This is a genomic window from Pseudomonas sp. RGB (assembly GCF_007713445.1).
Lineage (GTDB): Bacteria > Pseudomonadota > Gammaproteobacteria > Pseudomonadales > Pseudomonadaceae > Aquipseudomonas.
In genome coordinates this window covers 210,657-226,109 of record NZ_VMSH01000002.1, presented here as the reverse complement: position 1 = coordinate 226,109, position 15,453 = coordinate 210,657, and the positions used below count along the sequence as shown (strand labels likewise).

Annotated in this window: 14 protein-coding genes; all 14 read left to right on the top strand. The window is 60.6% G+C overall.

Annotated features, from left to right (window positions below):
• Positions 1–275: 275 nt before the first annotated feature.
• Positions 276–1,205 carry a ketoacyl-ACP synthase III gene (locus FPT15_RS04695; protein WP_145158895.1) on the top strand — a complete coding sequence of 310 codons (930 nt, stop codon included), beginning with the start codon at positions 276–278 and terminating at the stop codon, positions 1,203–1,205.
• Between the two features lie 267 nt (positions 1,206–1,472).
• Complete coding sequence (locus FPT15_RS04690) at positions 1,473–2,918, top strand: flagellin (protein ID WP_145158893.1); 1,446 nt, start codon at positions 1,473–1,475, stop codon at positions 2,916–2,918.
• Between the two features lie 75 nt (positions 2,919–2,993).
• Entirely contained in the window at positions 2,994–3,353 is a 360-nt protein-coding gene (locus FPT15_RS04685; RefSeq protein WP_145158891.1) for a flagellar protein FlaG, read from the top strand.
• An 80-nt stretch (positions 3,354–3,433) separates the two neighbouring features.
• Positions 3,434–4,846 carry a flagellar filament capping protein FliD gene (fliD, locus tag FPT15_RS04680; protein ID WP_145158889.1) on the top strand — a complete coding sequence of 471 codons (1,413 nt, stop codon included), beginning with the start codon at positions 3,434–3,436 and terminating at the stop codon, positions 4,844–4,846.
• A gap of 141 nt (positions 4,847–4,987) precedes the next feature.
• Positions 4,988–5,377, top strand: coding sequence for a flagellar export chaperone FliS (gene fliS / locus FPT15_RS04675; protein ID WP_106576450.1), 390 nt, complete (start codon positions 4,988–4,990; stop codon positions 5,375–5,377).
• 24 nt (positions 5,378–5,401) lie between these two features.
• The gene (locus FPT15_RS04670) at positions 5,402–5,698 is read left to right on the top strand and encodes a flagellar protein FliT (protein WP_145158887.1); all 297 of its coding nucleotides are present in this window, start codon (positions 5,402–5,404) and stop codon (positions 5,696–5,698) included.
• Between the two features lie 170 nt (positions 5,699–5,868).
• Complete coding sequence (locus FPT15_RS04665) at positions 5,869–7,344, top strand: sigma-54 dependent transcriptional regulator (protein WP_071483261.1); 1,476 nt, start codon at positions 5,869–5,871, stop codon at positions 7,342–7,344.
• 109 nt (positions 7,345–7,453) lie between these two features.
• Positions 7,454–8,665 carry a PAS domain-containing sensor histidine kinase gene (locus tag FPT15_RS04660; RefSeq protein WP_145159573.1) on the top strand — a complete coding sequence of 404 codons (1,212 nt, stop codon included), beginning with the start codon at positions 7,454–7,456 and terminating at the stop codon, positions 8,663–8,665.
• Positions 8,666–8,672: 7 nt separating this feature from the next.
• Positions 8,673–10,052 carry a sigma-54 dependent transcriptional regulator gene (locus FPT15_RS04655; protein ID WP_145158885.1) on the top strand — a complete coding sequence of 460 codons (1,380 nt, stop codon included), beginning with the start codon at positions 8,673–8,675 and terminating at the stop codon, positions 10,050–10,052.
• A gap of 146 nt (positions 10,053–10,198) precedes the next feature.
• Positions 10,199–10,528, top strand: coding sequence for a flagellar hook-basal body complex protein FliE (fliE, locus tag FPT15_RS04650; RefSeq protein ID WP_016972029.1), 330 nt, complete (start codon positions 10,199–10,201; stop codon positions 10,526–10,528).
• Between the two features lie 16 nt (positions 10,529–10,544).
• Complete coding sequence (gene fliF, locus FPT15_RS04645; protein WP_145158883.1) at positions 10,545–12,320, top strand: flagellar basal-body MS-ring/collar protein FliF; 1,776 nt, start codon at positions 10,545–10,547, stop codon at positions 12,318–12,320.
• On the top strand, positions 12,313–13,329 hold the full coding sequence (gene fliG / locus FPT15_RS04640; protein ID WP_106576455.1) for a flagellar motor switch protein FliG: 1,017 nt from the start codon (positions 12,313–12,315) through the stop codon (positions 13,327–13,329). The genes fliF and fliG overlap by 8 nt, the downstream gene beginning before the upstream one ends.
• 10 nt (positions 13,330–13,339) lie before the next feature.
• Entirely contained in the window at positions 13,340–14,104 is a 765-nt protein-coding gene (gene fliH / locus FPT15_RS04635) for a flagellar assembly protein FliH (protein WP_145158881.1), read from the top strand.
• Positions 14,094–15,452 (top strand): flagellar protein export ATPase FliI, encoded by a 1,359-nt coding sequence (fliI, locus tag FPT15_RS04630; RefSeq protein WP_145158879.1) that lies wholly within the window; start codon positions 14,094–14,096, stop codon positions 15,450–15,452. The genes fliH and fliI overlap by 11 nt, the downstream gene beginning before the upstream one ends.
• Position 15,453 lies beyond the last annotated feature (1 nt).

Sequence of the window (15,453 nt, the reverse complement as noted above, 5' to 3'; positions counted from 1 at the left end):
GGCGAGCGTACAAGCGGCCCACCCTGGCAACAGGGTGGGCCGTTGTCGTTTCTGGGGCCGAGAATGTTGCAGGGTTTTGCACAAAGCGCACAAAATTGAGTGACCTGTGAGTCATAAAGCGCATCTTCACTGTATCGTGTGAAAAGGATAAGTCGTCGCAGGGTCTTTGCGCGGGGGCTTTCAGCGATATTTTTACGGGGTTATCCCCTTTATTGTCAGCGCTCCCGGCGTAGCCCGAGGGGTGTTATCCAGCTATTTAGTATTGGGAAGCCACAATGATTGGCATAAAAAGCATCGCCAGTTACGTGCCGGCAGACGGGGTCGATAACTACGCCCAGGGCGCCAAATTCGCCAAGGATGAGGACTTCATCATTGGCAAGATCGGTTCGGCGTTCCTGCCGCGCAAGGATGCTGCGCAGGAAACCTCCGACCTGTGCGTCGAGGCGGTCAACGCCTTGTTTGCCAACAACCCTGATTTGAAGCGCGAGTCGATCGACGCGCTGATCGTCGTGACCCAAAACGGCGATGAGGAAGGCTTGCCCCACACGGCCGCCATCGTCCAGGACAAACTGGGCCTGCCGACCCATGTGGCGGCGTTTGATATCTCGCTGGGTTGCTCGGGCTATGTCTACGGCATCTACGCGATGAAAGGCTTCATGGAAGCCACCGGCCTGAAAAACGGCCTGCTGATCACCGCTGACCCGTATTCCAAGATCGTTGACCCGGAAGACCGCAACACCACCATGCTCTTCGGCGATGCCGCCACTGCCACCTGGATGGGTGAAGATGCCCCGTGGTTGCTCGGCAAGTCGAAGTTCGGCACTGACGGTTCCGGCGCGCCGCACCTGAAGGTCAGCGATGGCGTGTTTTTCATGAATGGCCGCCAGGTGTTCAACTTTGCCCTGCTCAAAGTGCCGGCTCATCTGCATGAGCTGCTCAACGAATCACAGCTCAAGGCTGACGAAATCGATGCCTTCTGCATTCACCAGGGCAGTGCGGCGATTGTCGACGCCGTGGCGCGGCGTTTTGAAGACGCCCCGGTGGAGAAATTCATCAAGGACATGGTCGAGACCGGCAATACCGTGTCTTCCAGCATTCCACTGCTGCTTGAAAAGCACATGATGGACGGCGACTGGAAGCGTGTCGCAATCAGCGGATTTGGGGTTGGCTTGTCGTGGGGTTCGGCGATTCTCTATCGTCCGTGATGCCCTAATAGCGCTGCACACAAAAACGCCCAGGCTTGTAAAAGCCTGGGCGTTTTTTATTTGGCGCCAGAAAACCCAGCATTTGCGGGTGTTTGGGCTATCGTAAATGCTTGAATTACAAAGGATGGCCCGTTGCTAGTAAAAAAAATCAAAAAAGTCCTCAAGCAACCTGCATTCACGACGATAACTATTACGAAGGTTCTCTAGGCCACACCCGGCGGTTGCCAGGGCCGGAAGCCGCAGTACACCACCCACGAGGATTTCGTCATGGCTTTAACAGTAAACACTAACCTTGCTTCGTTGAACGTTCAGAACAACCTGAACAAGGCTTCCGGCGCCCTGCAAACTTCCATGCAGCGTCTGTCCTCCGGCCTGCGTATCAACAGCGCCAAAGACGACGCGGCCGGCCTGCAAATCTCCAACCGTCTGACCAGCCAGATCAACGGCCTGGGCGTTGCAATCAAAAACGCCAACGACGGTAGCTCGATTGCTCAGACCGCTGAAGGCGCAATGCAGCAGTCCACCAACATCCTGCAAAGCATGCGTACCCTGGCTCTGCAATCCGCCAACGGCTCGCCAAGCGCTGAAGACCGTAAGTCGAACCAGGCTCAATACGCAGCGCTGACTGCTGAATTGACCCGTATCGCTACCACCACTACTTTCGGTGGCAAGAACCTGCTGGACGGTTCTTTCGGTACTACTTCGTTCCAGGTCGGCGCCAACGCCAACCAGACCATCGACATGAGCATCGGTAACGTTGCAGCCAACAACATTGGTTCGCAGCAGCTGAAAACTCAAGGCGTAGCGCCAAGTGCAACCGGCGTTGCCGGCGGCGCAATCACCGTTACCGGTGGCGGCCAGTCGACCAACCTGACCATCGCTGCCGGCGCTTCCGCCAAGCAGATCGCTGCTCAAATGAACGGCGCTGTCGGCGGCCTGGCTGCTACTGCCAGCACTGTTGCCCAGTTCTCCGTTGACTCCACTGCCATTGCTGCTGCCAGCCCTGCCAGCGCCAACTTCACCCTGAAAGTCGGCAGCGGTACTGCTGTCCAGTTCACTGGCGTGACCAGCACTTCGGACCTGGCTGACCAGCTGAAGTCCAACGCTGCCAAACTGGGCATCACCGTTAACTACGATTCGACCACCAACGCTCTGTCGGTCAAGTCCGATACCGGTGAGAACCTGACCTTCAACGCTGGCGATGCCGGTGCTGTTGCAGGTGTCAAGGTCGCTACTCAGGACGGCAGCGGTGCATTCGGCACAGCCGTTGCACTGGACGCTGGCCCGATCGTCGCTACTGGCGCAGTGTCGCTGAACTCCTCCAGCAGCTACTCGCTGAGCGGCGCCGGTGTGACCGGTCTGTTCGCAGCTACTGGTACTGCTGCCAACTCCACCAAAACCACCGTCAACAACACTGACATCACCACTGCTGCCAACGCACAGAACTCGATCGACGTGATCACCCAGGCGATCTCGGACATCGACTCCCAGCGTGCCGGTCTCGGTGCTGTACAAAACCGTTTCGACAACACCGTTGCCAACCTGCAGAGCATCTCGGACAACTCCAGCGCCGCTCGCGGTCAGATCCAGGACGTTGACTACGCTGCAGAAACTGCTCAGCTGACCAAGCAACAAACCCTGCAACAGGCTTCCACTGCGATCCTGTCCCAGGCCAACCAACTGCCTTCCGCTGTACTGAAGCTGCTTCAGTAATAGCCATCGGTAGATGAATGACGGAAGGGCGCGTTTACGTGCCCTTTTGTCTTTTGCGTGATGAGGAGATTGGGCATGGACATGAGCGTGAAGTTGAACCTGTCTTATCCGGCAGTGGCGCCACAGAGCGCTCCTGCTCCCGTGAACAACGACCCGCAGAAAACCAAGGTTGATCCTTTGGCTGCCACGGTCCAACCCAAGCAGGACTCGAAGCCGTCCGACCTTGAACAGGCGGTCACGGATATTCGCAAATTCGTCCAGGCTGCCCAGCGCAACCTGGACTTTTCAATTGATGACTCCACCCATCAGGTAGTCGTCAAGGTCATAGCGACCGAAAGCGGCGAGGTCATTCGTCAGATCCCATCGGAAACGGCACTGAAACTCGCACAAAGCCTTCATGACGCCAGCAGCGTATTGTTTGACGCCAAAGTCTGAGCTGGCATGAATTTTGTTGCTGTAGCTGCTTTAGGCGTCGTCCGTCAATAAAGCGCCAGCCCCGGATCAGGAGAAAAATCATGGGTGATATATCAGTTAGCGGCCCCGTTACGGGCATTGATACCCAGCAGATCGTGACGGCATTGGTGAACGCGGAACAGGCGCCGAAGCAATCGCAGATCAACAAGCAGACGCAAACGTCGACTGCCCAGCTGTCCTCGATCGGCAAGATTCAAGCCGCGCTGGATGCCTTCCGTGGTGCCATGGACAACATGACCAAGGACGCCAGTATCGGCGGCCTGACGGCGACGACGTCGGATGCCAACGTGTCCACCGTGACCTTGGGTGCCGGTGCGTCTGCGGGCAGTTATCAGCTGATCGTCAACCAGTTGGCGACCGCCTCGAAGGTTGCTACTCAGAATTATTCAACCGGCGCGAAAACCGTCGTCAATACCGGCACCACCGCGACGACCCTGGAAATTTCCCAGTCTGGTCAGAGTTACGGGGTCAGTGTTCCGCCAGGCGCGACGCTGCAACAAGTGCGTGACTCGATCAACGCGCAATACAGCAGTGTTGGCCTGAGTGCCAACATCCTGACTGACGCCACCGGTTCTCGCCTGGTCATGACCTCGACCAATACCGGCGCCGGCACGGACATTACCCTGGGGGGTAACTCCGGCCTGCAAGCGGGTTCGTCGGTTGTGGGTGATCCACCGCAAAACGCTAAATACACCATTGACGGCACGGCTCAGGAATCCAAGAGCAATACCCTGACCGAGGCGATCAGTGGTGTGAGCATCAAGTTGACGGCGGTGTCGCCTCTGCCTGCCGGGGTCACGGGGACGCTCCCTGACGGCGTTACGCGCGTGTCATCGACCATTACGGTCTCCCGCAGCAACGACACCCTCAAAAGTTCGGTGAAGGGTTTTGTCGACACCTACAACGCGTTGATGACGGCCATGAACACCGAGACCGCGGTCACCACCAACGCGGACGGTTCCACCACGCGCGCTGCGCTGACAGGCGATGCCACCATGCGCTCCCTGCAGACCGCGTTGCGTAGCGAGCTGAACGCAATGACGGGCACGGGCACGTTGAAGTCCCTGGCGCAATTTGGCGTGAACACGGACTCCGGCACCGGCAAGTTGAGTATCGACGACAAGGTGTTCGGTGCAGCGATTGCCACCAACCCCACCGACATCGGCGGCATTTTCAACGGTGACAATGGCTTGCTGGCGCGCATGAAAAGCGCGACCGACAGCTATGCACTGAGCAACACCGGCGTGCTGGCCACGCGTTCGTCGACGCTGTCGGACGATCTCAAGGACCTGCAGAACCAGCAGGACACCCTGACCGCGCGTATGGCCGCCCTGAAGACCAGCCTGACCGCCAAGTACACGACGATGAACAACCTGGTGGCCCAGCTCACCAGTCAGCGTTCCAGTGTCATGAGCACGCTCAACGCGCTGAACAAGACGTCTTCGGACAGCTGATTCCGATGAAGCCGCCCGCTGGTGATTACCGCCATCGGGCGCCGCCTTCAGCCGACTTGCGGGTTAAAGTTTTTTGCGACCCAGTCGACATATTAGTCAGAGCCCATCCTATTTAGCTGTTGCCTGTCACGAGGTAGAAACATGAATCCCATGAGAGCCCTTCGCCAATACCAGAAGGTCAATTCCCATGCCCAGATCTCCGAAGCCAGCCCGCACCGTCTGGTCCAGATGCTGATGGAAGGCGCGTTGGATCGCATGGCTCAGGCCAAAGGCGCCATGGCTCGTGGTGATATCGCGCAAAAAGGTTTGCTGCTGGGCAAGGCGATCGACATCCTGATCGGCTTGCGTGATGGCCTTAATCCGGAAAAAACCGATGATCCGGCCGCGTTGCAGCAGTTGGACAATCTGTATGCCTACATGACCACGCGCCTGCTGGAAGCCAACAGCAAGAGCGATGTCGCCATGATCGACGAAGTAGCCGGCCTGATGATTACGCTCAAGGAAGGCTGGGACGGTATTGCAACACTGTAGGCCTGTTGGCCTGAGGATGATGTCATGAGCCACGCCCTGCAACGGATTGACGAGACCCGCGAAGCCTTGGTTGACGCATTGGCCCACCGTAACTGGGACGCTATCGGCGAACTGGATATGGGGTGTCGTGCGGTGATCGATGAGGCGCTCAACAATGCGCCGGTGGACGAGGATGCCCTGCGGGAAAAGCTGCAAAGCTTGCTGGCGGTGTATCAGCAGTTGCTTGAGGTGACGACTGGCGAACGCCAGGCGATTTTCGAAGAGATGTCGCAGATCAACCGAGCGGAAAGCGCGTCAAAGGTTTACCATCTGTTCGGCTGAATGGGCTCAGTTAATCCGAACGGCGCGTCATATATTTGACTGTGCCAGCATTTTTGACTTAACTAGTGCTGTTTTCAGATTTCAGACGTCTAGTAGGGTAAGAAATCTTACAAACGTCTAGATTGCCCTCACTCTGGGGCAGAGCGTTTTACTAGGGAAGTTGCTATTGCATGTGGCGTGAAACCAAAATTCTGCTGATTGATGACGATAGCGTCCGCCGCCGCGATTTAGCGGTAATTTTGAATTTTCTTGGTGAAGAAAATTTGCCCTGCGGTAGCCATGACTGGCAGCAGGCGGTCAGCTCTTTGTCGTCGAGCCGTGAAGTCATCTGTGTGTTGATCGGGACGGTCAACGCTCCTGGCGCAGTTCTGGGCTTGTTAAAGACACTGTCTACCTGGGATGAGTTCCTTCCGGTGTTGCTGATGGGCGATATTTCTTCCGTGGACCTTCCGGAAGACCAGCGCCGCCGCGTGCTTTCCACCCTGGAAATGCCGCCCAGCTACAGCAAATTGCTCGACTCCCTGCACCGTGCCCAGGTCTACCGCGAGATGTATGACCAGGCCCGCGAGCGCGGTCGTCATCGCGAACCCAACCTGTTTCGCAGCCTCGTCGGCACCAGCCGTGCGATCCAGCACGTGCGCCAGATGATGCAGCAAGTGGCCGATACCGACGCCAGCGTATTGATCCTCGGCGAGTCCGGTACCGGCAAGGAAGTGGTCGCACGCAACCTGCACTATCACTCCAAGCGCCGCGACGGGCCGTTCGTGCCGGTCAACTGCGGGGCGATCCCGGCAGAGTTGCTCGAAAGCGAACTGTTCGGCCACGAGAAGGGCGCCTTTACCGGGGCGATCACCAGCCGTGCCGGGCGTTTCGAATTGGCCAATGGCGGCACCCTGTTTCTTGACGAAATCGGCGACATGCCGCTGCCGATGCAGGTCAAGCTGTTGCGCGTGTTGCAGGAGCGCACCTTCGAGCGCGTGGGCAGCAACAAGACCCAGAGCGTCGACGTGCGCATCATCGCGGCCACGCACAAAAACCTCGAAAGCATGATCGAGGTCGGCAGCTTCCGCGAAGACCTGTACTACCGCCTCAACGTATTCCCCATCGAGATGGCTCCGCTGCGTGAGCGCGTGGAAGACATCCCGCTGCTGATGAACGAACTGATCTCGCGCATGGAGCACGAAAAGCGCGGCTCGATTCGCTTCAACTCCGCCGCGATCATGTCGCTGTGCCGTCACGGCTGGCCGGGCAACGTCCGCGAGCTGGCCAATCTGGTCGAGCGCATGGCCATCATGCACCCGTACGGTGTGATCGGCGTGGTCGAGCTGCCGAAGAAATTCCGCTACGTCGACGACGAAGACGAGCAGCTGGTAGACAGCCTGCGCAGTGACCTGGAAGAGCGCGTGGCCATCAACGGCCATACGCCGGACTTCGGTTCCACCGCCATGCTGCCGCCCGAAGGCCTGGACTTGAAGGACTACCTCGGTAGCCTCGAACAAGGCCTGATCCAGCAGGCGCTGGACGATGCCAATGGCATTGTTGCGCGCGCCGCCGAGCGCCTGCGCATCCGTCGCACCACCTTGGTGGAGAAGATGCGCAAGTACGGCATGAGCCGTCGCGAAGGTGACGAACAGGCGGATGATTGACGCCTGTTTTTTAACTGACTGATAGATAGGTCTATTTTTTTCGGCACGGGTATTGCTACAGCCCTCGCAACGTTCCGTTTAACTGACGGTCAGCCAGCGAGAGAGCATGATGCCCCACGCCGCCAAACTTTCTTCAGCCCCTGCTATTCCTGGGCTGGTTCCGTGCGCAGAGCCGCTGACCCGGCAGGGTCTTGAACAGGCGTTCTCGCAGTTCAACCAGATGTCGAGCCAACTGACCGACTCTTACAGTCTGCTGGAAGCGCGGGTTTCCGAGCTTAAAGGCGAGCTGGCAGTGGTCAGCGCCCAGCGCATGCAGGAGTTGGCCGAGAAAGAGCGTCTGGCCAACCGTCTGCAAAACCTCCTCGACCTGTTGCCCGGCGGCGTAATCGTCATCGATGAAATGGGCCGTGTCCGCGAAGCCAACCCGGCCGCGCGTGACTTGCTGGGCGAGCCGCTGGAAGGCGAGCTGTGGCGCCAGGTGATTACACGCTGCTTTGCGCCGCGCGAAGACGACGGCCATGAAATCTCCCTCAAAGACGGCCGGCGCCTGTCCATCGCCACCCGTTCCCTGGACGCCGAGCCCGGCCAGCTGGTGCTGCTCAACGACCTGACTGAAACCCGTCACTTGCAAGACCAGTTGGCGCGCCATGAGCGTTTGTCGTCGCTGGGGCGGATGGTCGCTTCGTTGGCGCATCAGATCCGCACGCCGTTGTCGGCCGCGTTGATCTACGCCAGTCATTTGACTGATGAGCAACTGCCGGCCGCCACCCACCAGCGATTTGCCGGTCGCCTCAAGGAGCGTCTGCATGAATTGGAGCACCAGGTGAGAGACATGCTGGTGTTTGCCCGCGGCGAATTGCCGCTGACCGACCGCGTCACGCCATCCGCGCTGATGCAGTCGCTGCAAGCGGCAGCCGCCACGCATATCCAGGACGTCAACGTGCGCTGGCAGTGCGACAGCCACTTGGGCGAGTTGCTGTGCAACCGTGACACGCTGGTCGGCGCGTTGCTCAACCTGATCGAAAACGCCACCCAGGCCAGCGGCCCGGGTGCGCGGCTCAAAGTGCACCTCTACACCCGCGACCAAACCCTGCGCCTGTGCATCAGCGACAGCGGCAGCGGCATCGACCCGGTCGTGCTGCAGCGCCTGGGCGAACCCTTTTTTACCACCAAGACCAACGGCACGGGCCTGGGCCTGACCGTGGTCAAGGCAGTGGCGCGTGCGCATCAGGGAGAATTGCAGCTGCACTCCCGGTTGGGGCGTGGCACCTGTGCATTGATGACCTTGCCGCTGTTTTCCAGCGCGGCAAGCGCGGAGTAAAAGGACTATGGCTATCAAGGTTTTATTGGTCGAAGACGATCGCGCCCTGCGTGAAGCATTGGCTGACACGCTGCTGTTGGCGGGCCATGACTACCGGGCGGTCGGTTCTGCCGAGGATGCCTTGGAGGCCGTTGAGCAAGAGTCCTTCAGCCTGGTGGTCAGTGACGTGAACATGCCCGGCATGGACGGCCACCAGTTGCTCGGCGTGTTGCGCGCGCGCCAGCCGCAACTGCCGGTGTTGCTGATGACAGCCCATGGCGCCGTCGAGCGGGCGGTGGACGCGATGCGCCAGGGGGCGGCGGATTACCTGGTCAAACCCTTCGAGCCCAAGGCGCTGATCGAACTGGTCGCCCGGCATGCGCTGGGCGTGGTGTCGAATGCCGAGGGTGAAGGCCCGATTGCCTTCGAGCCGGCCAGCGCTCAGTTGCTGGAGCTGGCAGCCCGGGTGGCGCGCAGCGATTCAACCGTGTTGATCTCTGGCGAGTCCGGCACCGGTAAAGAGGTGTTGGCGCGTTACATTCACCAGCAGTCGGACCGCGCCAAACAACCGTTTATTGCGATCAACTGCGCGGCGATTCCCGACAACATGCTCGAAGCCACGCTGTTCGGCCATGAAAAGGGCTCGTTCACCGGCGCCATTGCCGCGCAGGCTGGTAAGTTCGAACAGGCCGACGGCGGCACCATCCTGCTCGACGAAATTTCGGAAATGCCCCTGGGCCTGCAAGCCAAGCTGCTGCGGGTGCTGCAGGAGCGGGAGGTGGAGCGCGTCGGCGCGCGCAAGCCCATCCAGCTGGACATTCGCGTGGTCGCCACCACCAACCGCGACCTGGCGGGCGAAGTGGCGGCGGGGCGCTTTCGTGAAGACCTGTTCTACCGGCTCTCGGTGTTCCCGCTGGCCTGGCGCCCGTTGCGTGAGCGCCCGGCGGACATCATTCCGCTGGCCGAGCGCCTGTTGAACAACCACGTCAAAAAAATGAAGCATGCCCAGGCGCGGCTGTCGGCCGAGGCCCAGGCCTGCCTGATCAGCTACCCATGGCCCGGCAATGTGCGGGAACTGGACAATGCCATCCAGCGCGCGCTGATTTTGCAGCAGGGCGGGTTGATCCAGCCGCAGGACTTCTGCCTGGCCATGGGCAGTGGCGCGGCGCCGTTGCCGAGCCTGGCGCCGGCACCGGTGGTCGTGGCCGACGCCGAGTCTGGCGGCGCCCTGGGCGACGACCTGCGTCGCCGCGAATTCCAGATGATCATCGACACCCTGCGTGCCGAGCGCGGCCGCCGCAAGGAAGCCGCCGAGCGCCTGGGCATCAGCCCGCGCACCTTGCGCTACAAGCTGGCGCAGATGCGCGACGCGGGGATGGATGTCGAAGCCTACCTGTTCGCGACCTGACAAATCGCCGTCTTGGAAATACCCAGGCTGACAGGGTTTGTCGCCTTTTCTTACGAATAGCCACGGAGCTGGCACCCTTGTTGCTACCACCCCTAGTAACCGCTGCGTAGTGTCAAAAAATTGCGGGTCGTCGGAGAGAGAAGGTCATGAGCCAGGGTATTGAGTTCAATCGGTTGATGTTGGATATGCGCTCCATGCAAATGGATGCCATGGCTCAACCGAAATCCGTCGCGCCTGCGCCGGAATTGGGCCAAAGCAGTTTTGCCGACATGCTCGGTCAGGCAATCAACAAAGTCAGTGATACCCAGCAAGCCTCGAATCAGTTGGCTACCGCCTTCGAGATCGGCAAAAGCGGCGTGGACCTCACCGATGTGATGGTCGCTTCGCAAAAGGCCAGCGTTTCCTTTCAGGCCTTGACCCAAGTGCGTAACAAGTTGGTTCAGGCTTATCAAGACATCATGCAGATGCCGGTTTAAGGACGAGATTTAAGTCATGGCAGAAGCAGTCGTGGACAACGTACCCGCCAAGGCAGACGGCAAGCCGCCGCTGTTTGGCCTGTCGTTCCTGGAAAACCTTTCCGAAATGACCATGTTGCGTCAGGTGGGCCTGATGGTCGGCCTGGCTGCCAGCGTGGCGATTGGTTTTGCCGTGGTGCTGTGGTCGCAGCAACCTGATTACCGCCCGCTGTACGGCAGCCTGGCCGGGATGGATTCCAAGCAGATCATGGAAACCCTGGCCGCCGCCGACATCGCCTACACCGTGGAGCCGAATTCCGGCGCCTTGCTGGTCAAGGCCGATGACGTGGCGCGTGCGCGCATGAAGCTGGCGGCCGCCGGCGTCACGCCGTCCGACAGCAATATCGGTTTTGAAATTCTCGACAAGGACCAGGGCCTGGGCACCAGCCAGTTCATGGAGGCCACGCGTTACCGTCGTGGCCTGGAAGGCGAACTGGCACGCACCATCTCAAGCTTGAATAACGTCAAGGGCGCCCGCGTGCACCTGGCGATTCCGAAAAGCTCGGTGTTCGTGCGCGACGAGCGCAAGCCAAGCGCCTCGGTATTGGTCGAACTGTTTTCCGGCCGCTCCCTGGAGCCTGGCCAGGTCCTGGCGATCATCAACCTGGTGGCCACCAGCGTTCCTGAATTGAGCAAGTCGCAAATCACCGTGGTGGACCAGAAGGGCAACCTGCTGTCCGACCAGGCCGAGAACTCCGCGCTGACCCAGGCCGGCAAGCAGTTCGACTACAGCCGCCGCATGGAAAGCATGCTCACTCAGCGCGTGCACAACATTCTGCAGCCGGTGCTGGGCAACGACCGCTATAAGGCTGAAGTGTCTGCCGACGTGGACTTCAGTGCCGTCGAATCGACCTCCGAGCAGTTCAACCCGGACCAGCCGGCGCTGCGCAGCGAGCAATCGACCAGCGAACAACGCACCGCCAGCAATGGCCCGCAAGGTGTGCCGGGTGCCCTGAGCAACCAGCCACCGGCCCCGGCCACTGCACCGCAAACCACCGGTGGCGCCGCCGCGACAGCGGGCGCGATTCAGCCTGGTCAGCCACTGTTGGACGCCAACGGCCAGCAGATCATGGACCCGGCCACCGGCCAGCCGATGCTCGCACCGTACCCGGCGGACAAGCGTAACCAGTCCACCAAGAACTTCGAGCTCGACCGTTCCATCAGCCACACCAAGCAGCAGCAGGGCAAAATCAATCGCCTGTCGGTGTCGGTGGTGGTCGATGATCAGGTCAAGGTCAACGCCGCTGACGGCGCCGTCACCCGTGCGCCGTGGAGCGCCGACGAATTGGCGCGCTTCACCCGCCTGGTGCAGGACGCCGTCGGTTTCGACGCCAGCCGTGGCGACAGCGTCAGCGTGATCAACATGCCGTTCTCCGCCGAGCGCGGCGAAGTGATCGCCGATCCGGCGTTCTACACGCAGCCGTGGTTCTGGGACATCGTCAAGCAAGTGCTGGGTGTGTTGTTCATCCTGGTGCTGGTGTTCGGCGTGCTGCGCCCGGTGCTCAACAACATCACCGGCCATGGCAAGAAGCAGCTGGCATTGGCTGGCAGTGACGTCGAGTTGGGTGGCATGGGCGGCCTGGACGGCGAACTGGCCAACGACCGCGTCAGCCTCGGTGGCCCGCAAAGCATCCTGTTGCCAAGCCCGAGCGAAGGCTATGACGCTCAGTTGAACGCAATCAAGAGTCTGGTAGCAGAAGACCCGGGCCGTGTGGCTCAGGTCGTGAAAGAGTGGATTAACGCAGATGAATGATCGAGCCGCTGTTGCCAAGCTCACCAAAGTCGACAAAGCCGCCGTGTTGCTGCTGTCTTTGGGTGAAACCGACGCCGCACAAGTGCTGCGCCACATGGGCCCCAAAGAGGTTCAGCGCGTAGGCGTGGCCATGGCGCAAATGCGCAATGTGCACCGTGAGCAAGTCGAGCAGGTGATGAGCGAGTTCGTCGAGATCGTCGGCGACCAGACCAGCCTGGGCGTCGGCTCCGACAGCTACATCCGCAAGATGCTCACCTCGGCGCTGGGCGAAGACAAGGCCAACGGCCTGATCGACCGCATCCTGCTGGGCGGCAACACCAGTGGCCTGGACAGCCTCAAATGGATGGAGCCGCGCGCCGTTGCCGACGTGATCCGCTACGAGCACCCGCAGATCCAGGCCATCGTCGTCGCCTACCTGGACCCGGACCAGGCCGGTGAAGTGCTTGGCCACTTCGACCATAAAGTGCGCCTGGACATCATCCTGCGCGTGTCGTCGCTGAACACCGTGCAGCCAGCGGCATTGAAAGAACTCAACACGATTCTCGAGAAGCAGTTCTCGGGCAACTCGAATGCCTCGCGTACCACCCTGGGTGGCATCAAGCGCGCGGCCGATATCATGAACTTCCTCGACAGCTCGGTCGAAGGTCAGTTGATGGACTCGATCCGCGAGATCGACGACACCCTGTCCGGCCAGATCGAAGACCTCATGTTCGTGTTCAACAACCTCTCCGATGTTGACGACCGTGGCATCCAGGCGTTGCTGCGCGAGGTGTCTTCGGACGTGCTGGTGCTGGCCCTCAAGGGCTCGGACGAAAACGTCAAAGAGAAGATCTTCAAGAACATGTCCAAGCGTGCCTCCGAGCTGTTGCGTGACGACCTGGAAGCCAAAGGCCCGGTGCGTGTCAGCGACGTGGAAACCGCCCAGAAGGAAATCCTCACCATTGCCCGCCGTATGGCCGAAGCCGGAGAAATCGTTCTCGGCGGGAAGGGCGGCGAAGAAATGATCTAAGGCGCTGCCCATGTCGAACAAAGATGAGACGCCCAGCGATCTGATTCGCGCGCGGGATGTCGGCGGGTTCGATATCTGGTCGTTGCCCAGTTTCGATCCGCATGTCCCGGAACCTGAACCGGAGCCGGTGGTTGAAACGCCGGCCGAAATGGAAGAAGTGCCGCTCGATGAAGTCCAGCCACTGACCCTTGAAGAATTGGAAGCCATCCGCCAGGAGGCCTACAACGAGGGTTTCGCGGCGGGTGAAAAAGACGGTTTTCGCAGCACCACCCTCAAAGTTCGCCAAGAGGCCGAGGAAGCGCTGAGCGTCAAGCTGGCCAGCCTTGAGCGCTTGATGGGCAACCTGTTCGACCCGATCGCCGAACAGGATTCGCAGCTGGAAAAATCCATGGTCGGGCTGGTCGAGCACATCGCGCGCCAAGTGATCCAGCGCGAGCTGGTGCTCGATTCCAGCCACATCGAAAGCGTGATGCGCGAAGCCCTCAAGCTGCTGCCATTGGGCGTCGGCAATGTGCGGCTGTACATCAACCCGCAGGATTTCGAACAGGTCAAAGCCCTGCGCGAGCGCCATGAAGAAACCTGGCGCATCGTCGAGGACGCGGCGCTGCTGCCCGGTGGCTGCCGCGTCGAAACCGAGCACAGCCGCATCGATGCCACGGTGGAAACCCGCATCAGCCAGATCATGGCGAAAATGTTCGATCAATTGCATGAACAGTCCCTGCACCCGGCCGAGCCTGATATGAGTGTGGACCTGGACGCCGCCGATGCGCCTTGAACGTACCAGCTTCGCCAAGCGCCTGAGCGGCTACGCCGAGGCCACTGAGTTGCCCGGCCAGCCGATCCTCGAAGGGCGCCTGCTGCGCATGGTCGGCCTGACCCTCGAAGCCGAAGGCCTGCGTGCCGCCATGGGCAGCCGCTGCCTGGTGATCAACGACGACAGCTACCACCCGGTGCAGGTCGAAGCCGAAGTGATGGGCTTTTCCGGAAGCAAGATTTTCCTGATGCCGGTCGGCAGCCTGGCGGGCATCGCCCCCGGTGCCCGCGTGGTGCCACTGGCCGATACCGGCCGCCTGCCGATGGGCATGAGCATGCTCGGCCGCGTACTCGACGGCGCCGGTCGCGCGTTGGACGGCAAAGGCGGCATGAAGGCCGAAGACTGGGTGCCGATGGACGGCCCGACGATCAACCCGCTCAACCGCAACCCGATCAGCGTGCCGCTGGACGTGGGCATTCGCAGCATCAACGGTTTATTGACGGTCGGCCGCGGCCAGCGTCTGGGCCTGTTTGCCGGTACCGGCGTGGGTAAGTCGGTGTTGCTCGGCATGATGACGCGCTTTACCGAGGCCGACATCATCGTGGTCGGGCTGATCGGTGAGCGGGGCCGTGAAGTAAAGGAATTCATCGAGCACAGCCTCGGTGAAGAAGGCCTCAAGCGTTCGGTGGTTGTCGCCTCGCCAGCGGACGATGCACCGCTGATGCGTTTGCGCGCGGCCATGTACTGCACGCGCATCGCCGAATATTTTCGCGACAAGGGCAAGAACGTCCTGTTGCTGATGGACTCGCTCACGCGTTTCGCCCAGGCCCAGCGGGAAATCGCCCTGGCCATCGGCGAACCGCCAGCCACCAAAGGCTACCCGCCTTCAGTGTTTGCCAAGCTGCCCAAGCTGGTTGAGCGCGCCGGTAATGCCGAGGCCGGCGGCGGTTCGATCACGGCGTTCTACACCGTGCTGTCCGAAGGCGATGACCAGCAAGACCCGATTGCCGACTCGGCGCGTGGCGTGCTCGACGGCCACATCGTGCTGTCGCGGCGTTTGGCCGAAGAAGGGCACTACCCGGCCATCGATATCGAAGCGTCGATCAGCCGGGTGATGCCGGCGGTGGTCACGCCGGAGCACATGGCCCGCGCCCAGCATTTCAAGCAACTGTGGTCGCGCTATCAGCAGAGCCGCGACTTGATCAGCGTGGGTGCCTACGTGGCCGGCGGTGATCGCGAAACCGACCTGGCGATTGCCCTGCAACCGCAGCTGGTGACCTACCTGCGCCAGGGCCTCAACGACAAGATCAGCATGGGCGAAAGCGAAGCGCATCTGGGCTCGATCTTTGCCCCGGCGCCAGGCGGTTAAG

Excerpts from the sequence above, each read along its gene's own strand:
- FPT15_RS04695 (WP_145158895.1), top strand. The coding sequence starts at position 276 with ATGATTGGCATAAAAAGCATCGCCAGTTACGTGCCGGCAGACGGGGTC.
- FPT15_RS04690 (WP_145158893.1), top strand. The coding sequence starts at position 1,473 with ATGGCTTTAACAGTAAACACTAACCTTGCTTCGTTGAACGTTCAGAAC.
- FPT15_RS04685 (WP_145158891.1), top strand. The coding sequence starts at position 2,994 with ATGGACATGAGCGTGAAGTTGAACCTGTCTTATCCGGCAGTGGCGCCA.
- fliD (WP_145158889.1), top strand. The coding sequence starts at position 3,434 with ATGGGTGATATATCAGTTAGCGGCCCCGTTACGGGCATTGATACCCAG.
- fliS (WP_106576450.1), top strand. The coding sequence starts at position 4,988 with ATGAATCCCATGAGAGCCCTTCGCCAATACCAGAAGGTCAATTCCCAT.
- FPT15_RS04670 (WP_145158887.1), top strand. The coding sequence starts at position 5,402 with ATGAGCCACGCCCTGCAACGGATTGACGAGACCCGCGAAGCCTTGGTT.
- FPT15_RS04665 (WP_071483261.1), top strand. The coding sequence starts at position 5,869 with ATGTGGCGTGAAACCAAAATTCTGCTGATTGATGACGATAGCGTCCGC.
- FPT15_RS04660 (WP_145159573.1), top strand. The coding sequence starts at position 7,454 with ATGCCCCACGCCGCCAAACTTTCTTCAGCCCCTGCTATTCCTGGGCTG.
- FPT15_RS04655 (WP_145158885.1), top strand. The coding sequence starts at position 8,673 with ATGGCTATCAAGGTTTTATTGGTCGAAGACGATCGCGCCCTGCGTGAA.
- fliE (WP_016972029.1), top strand. The coding sequence starts at position 10,199 with ATGAGCCAGGGTATTGAGTTCAATCGGTTGATGTTGGATATGCGCTCC.
- fliF (WP_145158883.1), top strand. The coding sequence starts at position 10,545 with ATGGCAGAAGCAGTCGTGGACAACGTACCCGCCAAGGCAGACGGCAAG.
- fliG (WP_106576455.1), top strand. The coding sequence starts at position 12,313 with ATGAATGATCGAGCCGCTGTTGCCAAGCTCACCAAAGTCGACAAAGCC.
- fliH (WP_145158881.1), top strand. The coding sequence starts at position 13,340 with ATGTCGAACAAAGATGAGACGCCCAGCGATCTGATTCGCGCGCGGGAT.
- fliI (WP_145158879.1), top strand. The coding sequence starts at position 14,094 with ATGCGCCTTGAACGTACCAGCTTCGCCAAGCGCCTGAGCGGCTACGCC.